Annotated in this window: 16 protein-coding genes; 11 read left to right on the top strand and 5 right to left on the bottom strand. The window is 60.6% G+C overall.

Translation table 11 applies throughout. The annotated features are described in order from the left end of the window. Positions 1-2: 2 nt before the first annotated feature. From aroQ to CAK95_RS25230, 3 genes are all read right to left on the bottom strand, one after another. Positions 3-452: a type II 3-dehydroquinate dehydratase gene (gene aroQ / locus CAK95_RS25240; protein ID WP_086090425.1), complete on the bottom strand. Its 450-nt coding sequence runs from the start codon at positions 450-452 to the stop codon at positions 3-5. A gap of 177 nt (positions 453-629) precedes the next feature. Beyond that, entirely contained in the window at positions 630-1,373 is a 744-nt protein-coding gene (locus CAK95_RS25235; RefSeq protein ID WP_086090424.1) for a DsbA family protein, read from the bottom strand. Positions 1,374-1,392: 19 nt separating this feature from the next. Further along, positions 1,393-2,772: a M48 family metalloprotease gene (locus CAK95_RS25230; RefSeq protein ID WP_245303515.1), complete on the bottom strand. Its 1,380-nt coding sequence runs from the start codon at positions 2,770-2,772 to the stop codon at positions 1,393-1,395. Positions 2,773-3,131: 359 nt separating this feature from the next. Here CAK95_RS25230 and CAK95_RS25225 point away from each other — a divergent pair, with 359 nt between their 5' ends. From CAK95_RS25225 to CAK95_RS25195, 7 genes are all read left to right on the top strand, one after another. Beyond that, positions 3,132-4,310, top strand: a complete 1,179-nt coding sequence (locus tag CAK95_RS25225) for a pyridoxal phosphate-dependent aminotransferase (RefSeq protein WP_086090422.1) — start codon at positions 3,132-3,134, stop codon at positions 4,308-4,310. Further along, positions 4,307-5,050 carry a YoaK family protein gene (locus CAK95_RS25220; RefSeq protein WP_157699744.1) on the top strand — a complete coding sequence of 248 codons (744 nt, stop codon included), beginning with the start codon at positions 4,307-4,309 and terminating at the stop codon, positions 5,048-5,050. Before CAK95_RS25225 ends, CAK95_RS25220 begins: the two co-directional genes overlap by 4 nt. Positions 5,051-5,055: 5 nt before the next feature. Further along, on the top strand, positions 5,056-5,868 hold the full coding sequence (locus tag CAK95_RS25215) for an LssY C-terminal domain-containing protein (protein ID WP_086090420.1): 813 nt from the start codon (positions 5,056-5,058) through the stop codon (positions 5,866-5,868). 1 nt (position 5,869) lies between these two features. Next, on the top strand, positions 5,870-6,394 hold the full coding sequence (locus CAK95_RS25210) for a DedA family protein (RefSeq protein ID WP_086090419.1): 525 nt from the start codon (positions 5,870-5,872) through the stop codon (positions 6,392-6,394). Between the two features lie 127 nt (positions 6,395-6,521). Continuing rightward, positions 6,522-7,577, top strand: a complete 1,056-nt coding sequence (locus tag CAK95_RS25205; RefSeq protein WP_086090418.1) for a S1C family serine protease — start codon at positions 6,522-6,524, stop codon at positions 7,575-7,577. Positions 7,578-7,712: 135 nt separating this feature from the next. Next, positions 7,713-8,684: a Bug family tripartite tricarboxylate transporter substrate binding protein gene (locus CAK95_RS25200; protein ID WP_157699743.1), complete on the top strand. Its 972-nt coding sequence runs from the start codon at positions 7,713-7,715 to the stop codon at positions 8,682-8,684. 54 nt (positions 8,685-8,738) lie between these two features. Continuing rightward, complete coding sequence (locus CAK95_RS25195; protein ID WP_086090416.1) at positions 8,739-9,206, top strand: cupin domain-containing protein; 468 nt, start codon at positions 8,739-8,741, stop codon at positions 9,204-9,206. A 129-nt stretch (positions 9,207-9,335) separates the two neighbouring features. On the opposite strand, the gene CAK95_RS25190 is transcribed toward CAK95_RS25195, so the two are convergent. Together CAK95_RS25190 and CAK95_RS25185 are read right to left on the bottom strand one after the other, a co-directional pair. Beyond that, complete coding sequence (locus CAK95_RS25190) at positions 9,336-9,488, bottom strand: metallothionein (RefSeq protein WP_342588018.1); 153 nt, start codon at positions 9,486-9,488, stop codon at positions 9,336-9,338. A 140-nt stretch (positions 9,489-9,628) separates the two neighbouring features. Continuing rightward, entirely contained in the window at positions 9,629-10,285 is a 657-nt protein-coding gene (locus CAK95_RS25185; RefSeq protein WP_086090414.1) for a glutathione S-transferase family protein, read from the bottom strand. A gap of 136 nt (positions 10,286-10,421) precedes the next feature. On the opposite strand from CAK95_RS25185, the gene CAK95_RS25180 reads away from it, so the two are divergent. The 4 genes from CAK95_RS25180 (at position 10,422) to CAK95_RS25165 (ending at position 16,270) form a co-directional block, all read left to right on the top strand. Beyond that, positions 10,422-11,633 carry a polyhydroxyalkanoate depolymerase gene (locus CAK95_RS25180; RefSeq protein WP_086090413.1) on the top strand — a complete coding sequence of 404 codons (1,212 nt, stop codon included), beginning with the start codon at positions 10,422-10,424 and terminating at the stop codon, positions 11,631-11,633. Between the two features lie 267 nt (positions 11,634-11,900). Further along, positions 11,901-13,724, top strand: a complete 1,824-nt coding sequence (locus tag CAK95_RS25175) for a methyl-accepting chemotaxis protein (protein WP_245303514.1) — start codon at positions 11,901-11,903, stop codon at positions 13,722-13,724. Positions 13,725-14,080: 356 nt separating this feature from the next. Next, positions 14,081-15,631: a globin-coupled sensor protein gene (locus tag CAK95_RS25170; protein ID WP_086090411.1), complete on the top strand. Its 1,551-nt coding sequence runs from the start codon at positions 14,081-14,083 to the stop codon at positions 15,629-15,631. A gap of 129 nt (positions 15,632-15,760) precedes the next feature. Further along, on the top strand, positions 15,761-16,270 hold the full coding sequence (locus CAK95_RS25165; RefSeq protein WP_086090410.1) for a chemotaxis protein CheW: 510 nt from the start codon (positions 15,761-15,763) through the stop codon (positions 16,268-16,270). Positions 16,271-16,289: the final 19 nt, after the last annotated feature.

Here is a 16,289-nt window from a genome sequence, read left to right as displayed (position 1 = left end):
TGTCAGCCCTTCGATGTGTCGATCATTGCGGCGATGCCATCGATCGCCAGAACGTAACCCTGCACGCCGAACCCGCAGATCACCGCTTTCGCAGCCTTGGAGACATACGAATGGCGGCGGAATTCGTCGCGCGCGTGAATATTGCTGATATGGACCTCGATCGTCGGCGCCTTGCCCATGAGCAAGGCGTCCAGGATCGCGATCGATGTATGGGTATAGGCGGCCGGATTGATGACGATCCCGGCGGCCTGTTGCGCATGTGCCTCCTGGATCCAGTCGACCAGTTGGCCCTCATGGTTGCTTTGCCGGAATTCGACTGTGAAGCCATGCTTCTGGCCGGCGTCCCGGCACAGCTTTTCCACATCCTTGAGTGTGGCACGGCCATAAACCTCCGGCTCGCGGGTGCCGAGCAGGTTCAGGTTCGGACCGTTCAGGACGTAAATCGTCGCCATGCGTGGCCGTTCTGTCGCGCCGTCGTTACGAGGGGGAAAAAGGGCGCGGGCGCCCTGGCGGGCACCTTATAGGCGGGCTGTCGGCCGAGGGAAAGCCCGGGTTGGGAACAAACAGGCGGACGGAGGCCCTCCCGGCCCGGCATCGGCCGGGAGGATTGACGGCTTGTTAAGCGCCCCTCAGCAGGTGGCTTTGCCGCAACGGGCGGCGTTGATCTTGCTCTGTAATTCCTTCAGGCCGACCGCGCCCACCAGCACCTCATTGCCGATCACGTAGGAGGGCGTGCCCTGAATGTTGAAGGCTTCCGCCAGCTTGAAGCTCTCCTCCAGCGCTGTCTTGACCTCGGGGCTGGTCATGTCCTTTTCCAGCCGGGCCATGTCGGCGCCGGCTTCCTTGGCGACGGCCAGCGCCCGGGCCTTGTCGGCCTGTCCGCGGCCTCCGAGCAATTTCTGGTGGAAGTCGAGATAGCGCTTGCCAGACTTGTCCTGCATCGCCAGCGCCGCTGCCACCTGTGCCGCTTCCATGCTGCCTTGGCTGAGGACCGGCATTTCCTTCAGCACGATGCGCAGATTGGGGTCGTTCTTCATCAGCGTCATCATGTCGTCGAGCGCGCGTTTGCAATAACCGCAATTGTAGTCGAAGAACTCGACCATCGTGACGTCGCCCTTGGGATTGCCGAGCGTCACCTGCCGCGGCGAATTGAGCAGCATGTCCTTGTTCTCGCCGATCAGGCGCTTGACCTTCTCGGACGCAGCCAGCGCCTGCAACTCTTCGATCATCTCGGGATGTTTGATGAAATAGTCGCGGATGATCGTTTCGATCTCGCCGCGTTGCTGTGGTGTGAAGCTTTGCGCCTGCGCCACGCCTGAGAATGCGACGACCGCAACGGCAATCGCAAAGAGTGAACGGAAGAGGGCGGTCATCGGATCATCCTTTGCCCGATCAGTTCGGACGGTTGGGAAGAGTGGGTATCTTGGTTGCTACGATATCATCGGCCCGCACCCATCCGGGGGAGCCGACCTGCAAACGGGTCTTGGCCCGCGCGGCAAGTTCGCGGGCAGTCTTGATGTCGCCGCGCGCGAAGGCGGCCTGCGCGGAGGCGAGGTCGGCCTGCGCGACGTCGCCCTTGCGGCCATAGGCCATGGCCAGTTGCTGATAAGCCTGCGGCGCATCGGGTTCGCGGGCGAGCGCGTTGCGCAGGATAGTGATCGCTTCCTCCGAATGTCTCGGATCGTTGGTGGCGACCAGCGCCTGACCGAGCATGAGCTGGATCAGTGTAGGCTGCGGCGCGAGCTGTACAGCGCGGCGCAGCGGTGCGATCGCCTCAGCCGCACGTGAGCCTTCCAGCAGGGCCTGACCCTTCAGCTCATAGAAGTAGGGATTGTTCGGCTGTACCGCTATCAATGAGTCGATCTGGGCAATGGCAGCGCGCAGGTCGGAGTGACGATAGGTCGAGATCGCCCGCGCATAGCGTGCAGGAAGAGACGTGTCGCTCAACGGATAGCGGCGCGCGACTGTCTGAGGCGATTCCATGAAGCCGGCCAGCTTGGCCCGCATCATGTCGTGACGTGCCTGCAATTCCGGCGAATCCTTCTTCTCCCAGTTCGGGCTTGAGCGGGCGATTTCGGTGAGCGCCGCGATACGTTCGGTCGGCATCGGGTGCGACTGCGCGTAGGGGTCGGCGTAACGCGCAGTGAACATCGACTGGTCGGCGAAACGCTTGAAGGTCTCGTACATGCCCTTGGCGGACTGACCCGTCGCCGCCAGGAACTTCACCGCCGCACGGTCGGCCTGTTCCTCATGCGCGCGTTGGTATGACAGCAGCGAGCGGGTGGCGAATTGCTGGGTACCGGTGATCATCGCCGCGCCGGCTTGGCCCGCTCCGCTCGAGCCGCCCCCGGCGGCCATCGCCGCAGCGCCGAGCAGCATGCCGATCAGCGCTGCCGTTTGCAGACGGGCGAGTTCTTCGCGCAGGCGCGACAGGTGTCGGCCGGCAATATGGCCGGTTTCGTGGGCCAGCACGCCGATGATCTGATTCGGCGTTGTTGATTCTGAGAGAGCGCCGGTATTCACGAAGATGCGGCGGCCGTCGACCACGAAGGCGTTGAAGGATTTGTCGTTGATCAGCACGATCCGGATATTGGCGCCGGTGAGGCCGGCCGTTCTGAAGATCGGTTGTGTATATTCGCGCAGCAATTGCTCGATTTCCGCATCGCGGATCAGCGGCAGCCCGCCCCGTTGCGCCTTGGCTGGCATCGGCGGGCAAGCCATGACCATTGCAACGGCGGCCGCAATGAAGCGGGAGACTGGCTTCGCGCGCATGGTCCTGCTAATGCACCGTTTCCGAAGTTCATGCTCCATCTGCGGCAATCTCTTACACGAACTTCGGAAACAAAGGTGCATTAGCAAGTCTATGATTCTAGTGCCGCTTTCGATTTTGAAGTTCCTGACTGGAGTTTGCCGCAAATGGTGCAGGAACTTCAAAATCGCGGCACCAGGCCTGTGCGAGTTTACGGCTGCGCTCATAACGCCCTGATGCTTCGTTTTGGCGCAAACTAGATAGCTGGCAGTGGCCGGTCAAATCACGCCAAGGTCATGGTCCGGAAAGATACGAAGCAAACCCGCGAATGCGGCAGGAGCGGGGCGCAGGAAACCGGAACCGTCACTGGAAGACACCTGACATGATGCAGGAGCGGGCCCGACAGATTCTCTCACCGTCAGCGCGCAGCGATGTTCCGCCCTTCATGGTCATGGACGTCATCGCGGCGGCGACGCGCGTGGAAGCGGCCGGGCATCACGTTGTCCACATGGAGGTCGGCCAGCCCGCCGCACCGGCACCGCGCACCGCCATCGAGGCCGCACGAAAGGCGCTCGACGGTCCGCTGCGCTACACCGAGGCGTTGGGCTTCACCTCGCTCAGGGCGCGGATCGCGCGGCATTATGGTGAGGCCTACAAGGTCGATCTCGATCCGGCCCGCGTCATCGTCACCACTGGCTCGTCCGCCGGTTTCATTCTCAGTTTCCTGGCGATGTTCGAACCGGGCGATCGGGTCGGCATCGCCAATCCCGGTTATCCGCCATACCGGCATATCCTGAAAGCGCTCGGCTGCGAGCCGGTGCTGATCGAGACCAATGAGGCAACGCGCTGGGCAGTGACGCCGGATGCGGTGATGGCGGTGCATCGGCAGAAGCCGCTGGCCGGTTTGCTCGTTGCAAGCCCCGCCAATCCGACCGGCACGATGATGCGACCTGCGGCGCTGGCCGACCTGATCGCCATGGCCGATGCGGAAAACATCAGGTTCATCTCCGACGAAATCTATCACGGCCTCGATTATGCGTTCCCGGCCGAAACGGCGTTGCGCCTCTCGTCGAATGCACTGGTGATCAACTCCTTCTCCAAATATTTCTGCATGACCGGCTGGCGGATCGGCTGGATCGTTGCGCCGGAGCCGCTGGTGCGTCCGATCGAGCGCCTGCAGGGCAATCTCGCTATCAGCGTGCCGACGCTGTCGCAGATCGCGGCGGAAGCGGCCTTTGACGGCCGCAATGAGATGGATGGGGTCAAGTATGGCTATGAGGATAACCGCCAGATCCTGATCGACGGTTTGCCGAAAGCCGGACTCGACAAATTTCTGCCCGTCGATGGCGCATTCTATCTCTATGCGAATGTGTCGCGCTTCTCCGATGACTCCTACGATTTTGCCAAACGCATGTTGGAAGAGGCGCATGTCGCCGCAACGCCCGGCGTCGATTTCGATCCGATCGATGGGCGGCATTATCTGCGCTTCTGCTATGCGCAATCGCAGGCCGACATGCACGCAGCCGTGCAGCGCATCGGAGAATGGCTGGCAAAAAGATGAGTGACGCAACCGGTCCGGCGCCATTACCACGCGTTGTTCCGCCTCTGCTCAGTTTCGTCGCCGGTTATGTCGACAGCATCACTTTCCTGGCGTTGTTCGGATTCTTCGCCGCGCAGGTGACCGGCAGCTTTGTCGTCGCTGCCGCCGAGATCGTGGTCGATGACCGCGGCGTTGCGGCGAAGCTCCTCGCCATTCCGGTTTTTATGCTGGGAGCGGGTATCGCTGCCGCGATCATCATTGCCCGTCGCGGAAGCAAACATTCATCGCTGCCGCTGGTGTTTGCATTGGAAACATTGTTGCTTGCAGGCTTCACCGGTCTGATGCTGTATTCATGGCCGGTCGACGATCCTGATTCCTGGCGTGTCGCGGCTGCCGGGTTGTTATCGGCAGCAGCGATGGGCGTGCAATCGACGCTCGTGCGATTGCTGCTGCGCGGCGTGCCGCAGACCAATGTGATGACTGGCAATTCCACCCAGCTTGCGATCGACGCGACGGAACTGATTTACGCGATATTCCGGCCGGCGCGCGTCGCGGCCGATACCGCGCTCGCCGTTCAGGTCGCCGAAGCGCGCAAGCGCTTCGCCACAGTGTTCATGGTGTTGATCGGATTTTTGGTCGGCGCGATGGGCGGAGCGCTGGCTTACGCCTTTACGGGACCTTGGAGTGCGTGCGCCGCCATTCTTGTCGTTGCTGCATTGATCGCATGGTCGGCGATCCGCGGCGGAATAGATCCGGTGTGAGTGATATGAAACGAAGCGTTCGTCGCACGGTCATTCTTACGGCTGCGGTCAGCGCGCTGCTGTATGGTGCGATTGCGTATATTATTCTTCCGGCCGCGTGGACGCATCACGAACATCAGCCGGGGCTCGCGAACAAGCCGATGGTGACACGCACAAAGCAAGGCATTCCCGGCGACGCGTTGAATGTCGGTCTGGTCGGCGATCGAACAGACGTGATCCGCGCCATGCACGAAGCCGGTTGGTATCCGGCCGATCCGATCACGATGAAATCGAGCATCGAGATCGTCGGCAGCGTGCTGCTGGATCGACCCTATAAAGACGCGCCCGTTAGCCCGCTTTATTATGACGGGCGGGTTGAGGATCTCGCATTCGAGAAGCCGGACGGGCGCAGCGCCGACCGTCGGCATCATGTTCGGTTCTGGCAGGTGCTGAATCGTGGTCAGGAAGGCCGCCCGGTCTGGCTCGGCTCCGTCACCTTCGATCGCGGTGTCGGCATCAGCCACTATACCGGCCAGGTCACGCATCACATCTCGCCTGATATCGACAAGGAGCGTGACGGTTTGATCGACGACCTGAAAGCTGCGCATGTGGTGGAGGCGATCTATCAGGTCACCGGCATCGGGCCGACACTGCTCGCACGCAATGGCGAAGGCGACCGCTATTGGACCGACGGCGAAATCTGGATTGCGCGGCTGACGCCAGGCGCCAAGAAGACCGATGTTGCGCCACAGGTACTCGATACGCCGCAGGCGGTGCAATGGAAGGACGCTGTGATGCAGCAGATCGGCGGCGCCGTCAGCAGCGCGCTCGGAAATTGAGATGCTGGGAACGCTGCACGAGGGCTGGGCGCTGATCGAGCCCTACATCGTCTCTTATGGTGCGATCGCCATCTTTTTCATGATCTATTTTGAAAGCTTCGGCGCCCCGGTGCCCGGCGAGACCGGCGTGATTGCGGCGGCGTTGCTGGCGACAAAGGGCGAGCTGTCGATTGTCCCGGTTTATTTTGCGGTTCTTGCGGGTGCGATTCTTGGCGACTCCACTGGCTATGTGATCGGCCGCTTCGGCGGCCGGGCTTTGCTCCGCAAATTCGGCCCCTATATTAAACTGACCCCCGACAAACTCTCGGAAATCGAAAACAAATTCCGCAAAGGCGGGCCGTGGCTTGTGGTGATTGCGCGCTTCCTGCCAGTCATGCGTCAGCTGAATGGCTTGATTGCAGGATCTTTGGCCATGCCGTGGCATCATTTTCTGATGGCACAAGGCACGGGCGCGGTGTTGTGGACGAGCGTTTATTGTCTCGGGCCGTACTTTTTTAGTGAGTTTTTCCATCATATCCGGCCCTGACACGCTCGTTTTCCCTGCCACTTTAATTTACGCGGCGCGGTCCTATATCGGGCCACACCCCAAAGCGCAGCCTGCGGAATTGGGCTCTGGCGTGTTTACCGGCTGCGCTGATCTCTGTGAGTCAATCATGCTCGATATCAGCACCAATGCTGTCTTCGATGCGGATGAAGAGAACCGTATCGACAATGACAATCATGCCGACAATGCCGCGACCGACGCGGCCTTGCTCGATGCTTATTCCAATGCCGTGATCGGCGTCGCTGATCGCGTCGGCCCCGCTGTCGTGCGCGTCGAGACGCGCCGCAAGGACAAGAATGGCCGCCCCGCCGGCGGCGTTGGCTCCGGCGTCATCATCGCGCCGGACGGCCTCGTGCTGACCAACAGCCATGTGGTCGATGGCGCCCGCGAGTTGCGGCTCACCGATGCCGAAGGCCGGGTGATGGAAGCGCGCCTACTCGGCGAGGACCCCGACACTGATCTGGCGCTGTTGCGCGCGGATTCCGTCCGCAATCTGCCGACGGCCTCGCTCGGCGATTCCAAGGCGCTGCGGCGCGGACAGCTTGTTGTCGCGATCGGCAATCCGCTGGGCTTTGAGTCCACGGTCACGGCCGGTGTCATCTCGGCGCTCGGCCGTTCGCTGCGCTCGCAGAGCGGGCGCCTGATCGAGGATGTGGTCCAGACCGATGCCGCGCTCAATCCCGGCAATTCGGGCGGACCGCTTGTCACGGCGCATGGCGATGTGATCGGCATCAACACTGCGATCATCATGGGCGCGCAAGGCATCTGTTTCGCGGTTGCCAGCAATACCGCGCAGATCGTGCTGAGCGAACTGATCCGGCATGGCCGGGTGCGTCGCGGCTTCATCGGCATCGCCGGCCAGACCATCGCCGTACCGCGCCGTCATGCGCGCGCTGCCGAGATCGACAATGCCACAGGCGCCATGATCACCTCGCTGGAGCAGCGGGCACCGGCCGATGCCGGCGGCCTGATGACGCTCGATGTGATCGTGCGGGTCGATGGTGAGAAGGTCACTGGCGTTGACGATCTGATCCGGCTCCTGAATGCGGATCGCATCGGCCGGACTGTGACTTTCGATGTGCTGCGCCGCGGCCAGTTGCGCCGTTTCGACGTCCTGCCAACCGAGCGCGTTGCACCTGCGGCGCGCAAGGCCGCCGCAGGTTAAGGGCGAACAACGTCCGGTCTGCGGTCATGCGTCGCAGACGCATTGCGGATGTGCGCGTTCTGCAATCTCGCGCCTTGCCAAGAGCGACCCGATATGGCCTTTGGCCCTCAATCAGAGACGATTGAGGAAACGCACGTGAACAAATTTGGAATCGTCACAAGCTTCTGCGTCGCTTTGGCCGCGGCCACATTTGGCCCCGGGCCGGCTTCGGCGCAGGATTATCCGAACCGTCCGGTGAAATTGCAGGTAGCGTTTGCGCCCGGCGGTCCAGCCGACGTCATCGCCCGCATCATCGGGCAAAAGCTCAGCGAGCGATGGAAGCAGAGCGTCGTTGTTGAAAATCGTGGCGGCGCCGGCGGCAACATCGCGGCGGCTGCGGTCTCGAAAATGGACCCCGATGGATACAGCATTCTGGTGACCACATCGGCTTTCGCGGTCAATCAGACGCTGACCAAAAATCCTGGCTACAGCTCCGACGATTTCAAGGCCGTCGTGGTCGTTGCTTCAACGCCGAACCTGATCATCGGTGCGCCAAGCCTCAAGGGCAACAACCTGAAAGAGGTGGTCGAGGCGGCCAAGACAGAGAAAATGACGTATGGCACCGCCGGCGTCGGCACGACGCCGCATCTCTCCGCCGAGCGGATCTTCAAGCTGCAGGCCAAGGTCGATATCCCACATGCGCCGTTCACCGGCGCAGGCCCAGCTCTCCAGGCGGTTGCCGGCGGGCATATTCCGCTGGCCAGCATCGCGATGTCGGCAGGCGTTGAAAATGTCAAAGGCGGGCAGGTGAAGGGCCTCGCCGTCACCAGCAAAAACCGTGTCCCATCGCTGCCGAATGTGCCGACCGCGCGTGAGCTCGGGCTCGGCGAAGAGGACGACACGACCTGGGTTGTGTTCTTCGTTCCGGCCAAAACACCCGACGCCGTGATCAAAAAAATCAATGCCGATGTCGATGCGATCCTCAAGGAAAAGGATACGCAGAACCAGCTCGAAAAGATCGGCTTCATGGCGGTCGGCGGCACGCCGAAGGATGCCGACGATTATGTGAAGTCGGAAACCAAGCGCTGGGGTGAGATCATCCGTAGCATCGGGCTGGAGGCAAAGTAGGGTGGCTGCCAGCTCGGTATTCTTCGTCACCGTCACTGTTTCAGAGGATTGTCAATGCAAGTGCGTCGTGTCGTCACCGGTCACAAGAGGGATGGAAAAGCGACTGTCTTGATCGATGAGATCTCCAAGGATGTTGTCAACCCGCGCCAGGGTTGCACCTTCTTCAACATCTGGTCGACGCCACTGCCTGTGGACAACAACGACGACAGCGACGGCGCCAAAAAGATTATTGGCACGGCGATGAAGGACAAGGCGGTGTTTCGGGTGATCGAATACGCACCCGGCGTCGCGCCGCGCAATCATCGCACGGACTCGATCGACTTTGCGGTCGTGATGTCCGGCGAGATCGACATGACGCTTGATGACGAAGTCGTGCATCTGAAGGCCGGCGATGTCATGGTCCAGCGTGGCACCATTCATGACTGGATCAACAAGGGCGACAAGCCCTGCGTCATCGCTTTCGTGCTAATCGATGCAGCGCCGGTCGAAATCGACGGCCAGCCGTTGGCGCATGTCGGCTAGCTTATAGGCGGCCGATTCACGTCATTCAACGGGCTTACGGCGCAAACGCCTGGAGAGGGGTCACGCCGTAAGTCTCATATTAATTTAAAGTGTTGTCGAACGCGCGCCTTGAAGCGGCCGTGCTGATGCTCAGCCGTGGCAGGTGCAGCCTGCGTGATGACAGCCTGATCCGCCCTTGTGATGGTTGGCGCATTCCTCGCTGCAATAGAAACGGCCTTCCTTGGTCACGGCAGCTTTCGTGCTGAAAACGCAGATGCAGTCACTGCATGCGCACTTGACCATAGTCACGTCGATGGCCGTCATTGGTTTGCTCCGTTGCGTTTGACCACATTCAGAGTAACCCAAGGCGCTGCTGTTACACTATCACGGGCAACATAGTACTTTTCCAAGTCCGCCACCCGTTTGCCGTTCGAGACGCCAGCCTAAAACTCCACGTCGAGCTCTTCCACCTCGTCGGGTTCTGTCTTCGCCGCTTCGATCCATTCCTGCATCAGCGGCATCGCCATGATCGTCTTGCGATAGGCGTCGCAAGCCGGATCGAGCGGCACGTCGTAAGTGGTGAAGCGGGCACAGACGGGCGCATACATCGCGTCCGCCATGCTGGGCACGGCTCCGAACAGATAGGGGCCGCCGTAAGCGGAGAGGCATTCGTTCCAGATCGCAGCGATGCGGTCGATGTCGGCTTGCGCACCGGCCCAGATCTTGAAGCCCGGATAATGCGCCTTGAGATTCATCGGCAACGCCGAGCGCAAGTTCGAAAAGCCGGAATGCATCTCGCCTGATACCGAGCGGCAATGCGCCCGCGCCACCCGCTCGCGCGGCAGCAGGCCGGCATCGGGGCTGAGCTCGTTGAGATAGCCGCCGATGGCGAGCGTGTCCCACACCCGCACCCCGTCATGGGTCAGGCAGGGGACGAGAAAAGACGGCGAGAGGAGCAGCAGCTCGGCACGGACCGAGGGATCGTCGCTGTCAACCATGACCGGCTCGAAATCGATGCCGGAAAACTTGCAAAGCAACCAACCCCGCAACGACCAGGAGCCGTAATTGCGGCTGCTGATGGATAATGTGGCTTGCGCCATTCCCGATGTCCCCCTTAAGGCCCATGCGCCGGGCCCCGTACGCCCGGCGCTATCCACCGGCCGGCGAATTATCTCGCGGGCCAAAGAAAAATGCACTAGGCTTTTTGCAGCGCAACAGGGGCGGGGTCGCTGCGGAATGTTGTATCAGGCCTATCAGGCGAGCTCAGATTTTTCACTTCCGGCTCGCGCCCTCGCAGGTTTTGCGCTGACCGCCCATAATGCTCTCCCCGGCCTGTCCAGCCCGGTTATGCGCAATCTCACGGCGGCCTATGAGCTCATTTCCCGCGCGCGGCTGACCCACACCCGTCCGGATTACGGCATCCGCAGCGTCATGGTCGGCAATCGCGAGGTCGAGGTGATCGAGGAGCCGGCGCGGGTCACGCCATTTGGCACCCTGCTGCGGTTTCGCAAGGACATCGACACCGAACAGCCCCGCGTCCTGATCGTCGCGCCGCTGTCCGGCCATTTCGCGACGCTGTTGCGCGGTACGGTGCGCACCATGCTGCCCGAACATGACGTTTATATCACCGATTGGCACAATGCGCGTGACGTGCCGCTCTCGGCGGGCCGTTTCGGCTTCGACGATTATGTCACGCATCTGATCGATTTCTTGGAGGTGATCGGGCCGGGTGCGCATATCGTGGCGGTGTGTCAGCCTTGTGTTGCGGCGCTGGTTGCCGCGGCGGTGATGGCACAGGACGGTCATCCGGCGCAGCCGCGATCGATGACGCTGATGGCGGGTCCGATCGATACGCGCGTCAATCCGACCAAGGTCAACGAACTAGCCAAGAGCAAGCCGATTTCCTGGTTCGAGAAGAACCTGATCGCGCGTGTGCCGTTCCGCTATGATGGTGCCTTCCGGAAGGTCTATCCCGGTTTCGTGCAGCTCACCGCTTTCATGAGCATGAATCTCGATCGCCACACCAAGGCGCATCGCGAGCTTTATGCAAATCTTGCGAGAGGCGAGATCGAGAAGGCGAAGATCACCAAGGATTTCTACGACGAATATTTCGCCGTACTCGATCTCGCCGCCGAGTTCTATCTCGAGACGGTGCGAATCGTCTTCCAGGAGCACAAGCTGCCGCTGGGCGAACTGGAATATGACGGGCGCCCGGTGGATCCTTCAGCCATCAGAAAGACCATGCTGCTGACGGTCGAAGGTGAGCGGGACGATATCTGCGCTGTCGGGCAGACGCTCGCTGCGCATGATCTCTGCTCAACGCTGCGGCCCTATCGCAAACGCCATCACATGCAGCCGGGCGTCGGCCATTATGGCGTGTTCAGCGGCAAGAAATGGGAAGGTCAGATCTATCCGCTGGTGAAGAATCTGATTCTCGCCGCCGAATAAGCGGCGCCGCTTCTCGTCAGAACACCAGTTCGAAGATTTTAATTCAGCATTAATCATACTCGTGCAGGTTCTATTTTACGGAACTGCGTTGTGAGAATCTGTTGCTGAGGCGCGGGCTTGAGGGGGCACGTTGCTTCAAGAAGTAACGTCCCGCCATTCTGAATTTGTCGCATGCGTGGTTTCTGCTGCGCCGGTCGCCAGCAGATCCGCTGAAACATGACGCCCACGCGTCCGATCAACCATGTCTGCATCTGGGAGGATGAGTCGATGAGCTGGTCCATGTGGGGCAATGCCGCTGCTGATGACGGCCGAAAATTAAGCCGCAGCGAAATGGCATCGCAGATTGTCGCGATCGGACGCTCGCAGGCCGTGATCGAATTTGCCATCGATGGCACGATCATTCATGCCAATGCCAATTTTCTCAAGGCTGTCGCCTATACACTCGACGAAATCAAAGGCAAGCACCACAGCATGTTTGTTGAGCCGGCTTACCGGCAAAGCGCCGAATACAAGGCGTTTTGGGCGAAGCTCGGCAAAGGTGAATTCGATACCGCCCAATACAAGCGCCTTGGCAAGGGTGGTCGTGAGGTCTGGCTACAAGCCAGTTACAATCCGCTCCTGGACCGTTCCGGCAAGGTGTCCGGTGTTATCAAGTTTGCGACGGACATTACTGCTGACAAGACCAGGAGTTCAGATTTCGAAGGCCAGATCGCGGCGATTCACAAAGCGCAGGCTGTCATCGAATTCAATCTCGATGGCACGATCATCACCGCCAACGATAATTTCCTGAAAACCCTTGGTTACAGCTTGCGCGAAATCGAGGGCAAGCATCACAGCATTTTCGTCGATTCAGCATTCCAGCAGAGGCCGGAATACAAACTGTTCTGGGACAAGCTCGGGCGCGGGGAATTCGACGCCGGACAATACCTGCGCCTTGGCAAGGGCGGTCGCGAAGTCTGGATCCAGGCCAGCTACAACCCGATCATGGATGCGAGCGGGCGCCCGTTCAAAGTGGTGAAGTTCGCAACGGACATCACACCGATGCGCATGGCCGTCGAACAGATCGGCGAAGCCATAAGCGCGGCGAAAGACAACGATCTCACGCAACGCATCCCGATGACCGGCAAGACCGGGGAACTCGAAACGCTCTGCGGCGGTGTCAATGAATTGCTCGACCGCATTGCGGCCGTGATGGGCGAGATCAAGTCGACCTCACGAGAGGTCGCGAGTGCGGCGGCGGAAATCTCGTCCTCAACCACCGATTTGTCTCAGCGAACCGAGGAGCAGGCGGCCAGCCTCGAGGAAACATCCTCGTCGATGGAGGAGATCGCCGCAACGGTGAAAAAGAATGCCGAGAATGCTGGTCATGCGAACGAACTGACCCGCGGCGCGCGCGAACTGGCCGACCGCAGCGGTGAGGTCGTCGGCCAAGCCGTATCGGCAATGGCCCGCATCGAAGATTCCTCGCGCAAGATTTCCGACATCATTTCCGTGATCGATGAAATTGCCCGACAGACCAATCTGCTGGCGTTGAATGCGGCTGTTGAGGCCGCACGCGCCGGCGAGGCGGGCCGGGGTTTTGCAGTCGTCGCCTCTGAAGTGCGCAGTCTGGCGCAGCGTTCCTCGCAGGCCGCAAAGGACATCAAGGACCTGATCACGAATTCGTCCGGTCAGGTGCGCGACGGCGTCGAGCTCGTGAATCGCGCCGGCTCGTCGCTTGGCGAAATTCTCAATTCGATCAAGCAGGTCGCGGATATCGTTGCCGATATCGCATTGGCCAGCAACGAACAGGCTGGCGGTGTCGAGCAGATCAACAAGGCGCTCACTCAAATGGATGAGATGACGCAGCGGAATTCGGCGATGGTCGAAGAGAATGCTGCGACCGCCAGAACGCTGGAACAACAGGCTGCGGACATGGATGAGCGAATCGGAAAGTTCCGACTGGACAAGGCTGGCACGGCAAAGCCAACTCTCGTCTTGTCGCGACAGAAGCTGCCGACTGCCACGAAGAAACCGGTGGCGCGCGGCGCCAGACAGATGCAAGCCTCGCTCGCCACCGCTGTTGCGCGCGATGATTGGCGGGAATTCTAAGCCTCTCTGGCCTGACCAGGATCAAGACCGGGACGCCCGCTGCTTGTTGCGGCGTTTTTCTTGGCGCCGTCCATTCACTTGGGAAGGTGGCTTCAAACAGCGATCCTCAGGGCGGCGGGCCGGTAACGGTCCGCCGTTTGTTCTGGCGCGGAGAGAACCGCGCGTGTGCCGCAGCCCCGACGACGTTTTGTTAACTATAAATCAAGCCTAGCCGACGAAAGTCACGACAGGCACATCCGGCCATTTGTGATTCTTGATCCCGATTAGCGCAACCCATCATGTGATGTTGAATTCGAACAAGCGGGCTTTTCTGCTTGAGCGAGCAACCGTCCAGTCACCCAGCCAAGGCTATTAGAATGTCTGACGATTCGTCGCTTTCCCGGCGCATGCAGTTCACCACCCTTGACGAGAACAGCGTGGCGGCGATCCGTTCGATAAAGCCGATGATCGACAAGGCGTTGCCTGCGATTCTTGATGGGCTGTATGCGCGGATCCGCGAATTCCCCGAGGTGGCGCATTATTTCCAGGATTCCGGGCATGCCGATAAGGCCAAGTCGGCGCAGATCCGCAATTGGGGACGGATCAGTGCCGGCGCCTTCGACCAGGACTACCTCGACAATGCTCGCGCGGTGGGACAGGTCCATGCCAAGATCGGGCTTGAGCCGCGCTGGTATATCGGCGGCTACGCTCTGATCGCCGACGGTCTCATCAAAGCCGCCCTGCGGGAGGCTTGGCCGAAAGGTTTCTTTGGCGGCAAGGATTCCAAGGGCGAGGACGTGGCAGCCAAGGTTGCCGCTCTGGTCAAGGCGGTCCTGCTCGATATGGACCTGTCGATCACGACCTATATCGAAGCTGCAGACGAAAAGCGGCGCGCTGCTGAAGAAGCCAATGCGCTGGCGGCTCAGCAACAGGCTATCGTCGTCCGCTCGCTGACAGCGGCGCTCGACAGCCTGGCCAGGGGTGACCTCACGCATCGCGTGTTGGAGACATTCGATCCATCCTACCAGAAGTTGCGGGATGACTTTAATCTCGCAATCGAGAAACTCGGCAGCACGGTCAGTGCCATTGCGGCTGGCGCGCATGAAGTGACCGACGCGTCCCGGGAAATCTCGCATACGACGATGGATTTGTCGCAGCGAACCGAAGAGCAGGCGGCTACTCTCGAACAGACCTCCGCGTCGATGGAAGAAATCGCCGCCACGGTGAAAACCAATGCCGAGAATGCAAGGCGCGCGAATGATCTGAGCCGCGATGCGCGCGAAGTCGCCGATCGCAGCGGCGAGGTGGTGGCGAGCGCGGTGTCGGCCATGGCCAGGATCGAGGAATCGTCCCGCAAGATTTCCGACATCATCTCGGTGATCGACGAAATCGCCCGCCAGACCAATTTGCTGGCGTTGAACGCCGCGGTGGAAGCCGCGCGCGCCGGCGAGGCGGGTCGCGGCTTTGCGGTGGTCGCGTCCGAAGTGCGCAGTCTCGCGCAGCGCTCCTCGCAAGCCGCCAAGGACATCAAGGATCTGATCACGAACTCGTCGGGTCAGGTGCAGGAGGGCGTCGAACTCGTCAACCGCACCGGCTCCTCGCTGAAGGAAATCCTTGATGCGATCAGGCAGGTCGCCGACATCGTTGGCGATATTGCCTCGGCCAGCGCCGAACAATCCATCGGTGTTGAGCAGGTCAACAAGGCGCTGACCCAGATGGACGAGGTGACACAGCAGAATTCGGCCATGGTCGAGGAGAATGCCGCCACCGCCCGTACGCTCGAGCAGCAGGCCGTGGCCATGAATGAGAGGATCGCAGCCTTCGCGCTGGGCGCAGCCAAGACGCCGGCGCGTGCTTTATCGGCGCCTGCCTCGAATGTGGTGACGCGGCTGCCGCTGAAGGAAAAGCGGAGGCGGGCGTCGCGCTAACCGAAGGTTCTGACATGAGTAGGGCCGCAGCAAATGCTGCGGCCCTACCAGGTTACTTAGGTCGATCTTAAGACTTGTTTGGCAGGGTCTCGCACCGAATTCACGCTGCTTTCGATACGGGATCTTTCAATGACGCTTGCGCTTGACGTTTCCGGTTCGCATTCTGCTGCACGGACACAGACCGGTGTGCAGGAAGAACTGATCAGCTTTGCCATCGGCGACGAGCAATACGGCGTCGACATCATGGCGGTGCGCGAGATCAAGGGCTGGTCCGAGATCAGCCATTTGCCCAAGCAGCCAGAATTCGTGCGTGGCGTGCTCAATCTGCGCGGCGTAATGGTGCCGATCATCGATCTGCGTTGCCGGTTCGGCGGCGGCTTGACCGAGGCGACGCCGCTGCATGTCGTCATCATCGTTCAGATCGAGGATCAGCAGGTCGGGCTCTTGGCCGATCGCGTGCTCGATATCGTCGCATTCGAAACATCGCAGATGCAACCAGTGCCGCAGGTCAGCCGCAACAGCCGGACCGAGTTTCTGTCAGGTCTCCTGACCATCGAAGGCGGTATGATCGCGATGATCAATATCAACCACCTTCTTCAGGCCGAACAGGATGAGCCGCTACCTGACGCTGGGTCATAACCGGACGAATTATCAGATA

This window comes from Pseudorhodoplanes sinuspersici, assembly GCF_002119765.1.
GTDB classification, from domain to species: Bacteria; Pseudomonadota; Alphaproteobacteria; order Rhizobiales; family Xanthobacteraceae; genus Pseudorhodoplanes; species Pseudorhodoplanes sinuspersici.
This window is presented reverse-complemented; position numbering and strand designations above follow the sequence as displayed.

Coding starts and splice junctions, on each gene's coding strand:
- aroQ (WP_086090425.1), bottom strand. CDS start 452: ATGGCGACGATTTACGTCCTGAACGGTCCGAACCTGAACCTGCTCGGC.
- CAK95_RS25235 (WP_086090424.1), bottom strand. CDS start 1,373: ATGACCGCCCTCTTCCGTTCACTCTTTGCGATTGCCGTTGCGGTCGTC.
- CAK95_RS25230 (WP_245303515.1), bottom strand. CDS start 2,772: ATGCGCGCGAAGCCAGTCTCCCGCTTCATTGCGGCCGCCGTTGCAATG.
- CAK95_RS25225 (WP_086090422.1), top strand. CDS start 3,132: ATGATGCAGGAGCGGGCCCGACAGATTCTCTCACCGTCAGCGCGCAGC.
- CAK95_RS25220 (WP_157699744.1), top strand. CDS start 4,307: ATGAGTGACGCAACCGGTCCGGCGCCATTACCACGCGTTGTTCCGCCT.
- CAK95_RS25215 (WP_086090420.1), top strand. CDS start 5,056: ATGAAACGAAGCGTTCGTCGCACGGTCATTCTTACGGCTGCGGTCAGC.
- CAK95_RS25210 (WP_086090419.1), top strand. CDS start 5,870: ATGCTGGGAACGCTGCACGAGGGCTGGGCGCTGATCGAGCCCTACATC.
- CAK95_RS25205 (WP_086090418.1), top strand. CDS start 6,522: ATGCTCGATATCAGCACCAATGCTGTCTTCGATGCGGATGAAGAGAAC.
- CAK95_RS25195 (WP_086090416.1), top strand. CDS start 8,739: ATGCAAGTGCGTCGTGTCGTCACCGGTCACAAGAGGGATGGAAAAGCG.
- CAK95_RS25190 (WP_342588018.1), bottom strand. CDS start 9,488: ATGGTCAAGTGCGCATGCAGTGACTGCATCTGCGTTTTCAGCACGAAA.
- CAK95_RS25185 (WP_086090414.1), bottom strand. CDS start 10,285: ATGGCGCAAGCCACATTATCCATCAGCAGCCGCAATTACGGCTCCTGG.
- CAK95_RS25180 (WP_086090413.1), top strand. CDS start 10,422: ATGTTGTATCAGGCCTATCAGGCGAGCTCAGATTTTTCACTTCCGGCT.
- CAK95_RS25175 (WP_245303514.1), top strand. CDS start 11,901: ATGAGCTGGTCCATGTGGGGCAATGCCGCTGCTGATGACGGCCGAAAA.
- CAK95_RS25170 (WP_086090411.1), top strand. CDS start 14,081: ATGTCTGACGATTCGTCGCTTTCCCGGCGCATGCAGTTCACCACCCTT.
- CAK95_RS25165 (WP_086090410.1), top strand. CDS start 15,761: ATGACGCTTGCGCTTGACGTTTCCGGTTCGCATTCTGCTGCACGGACA.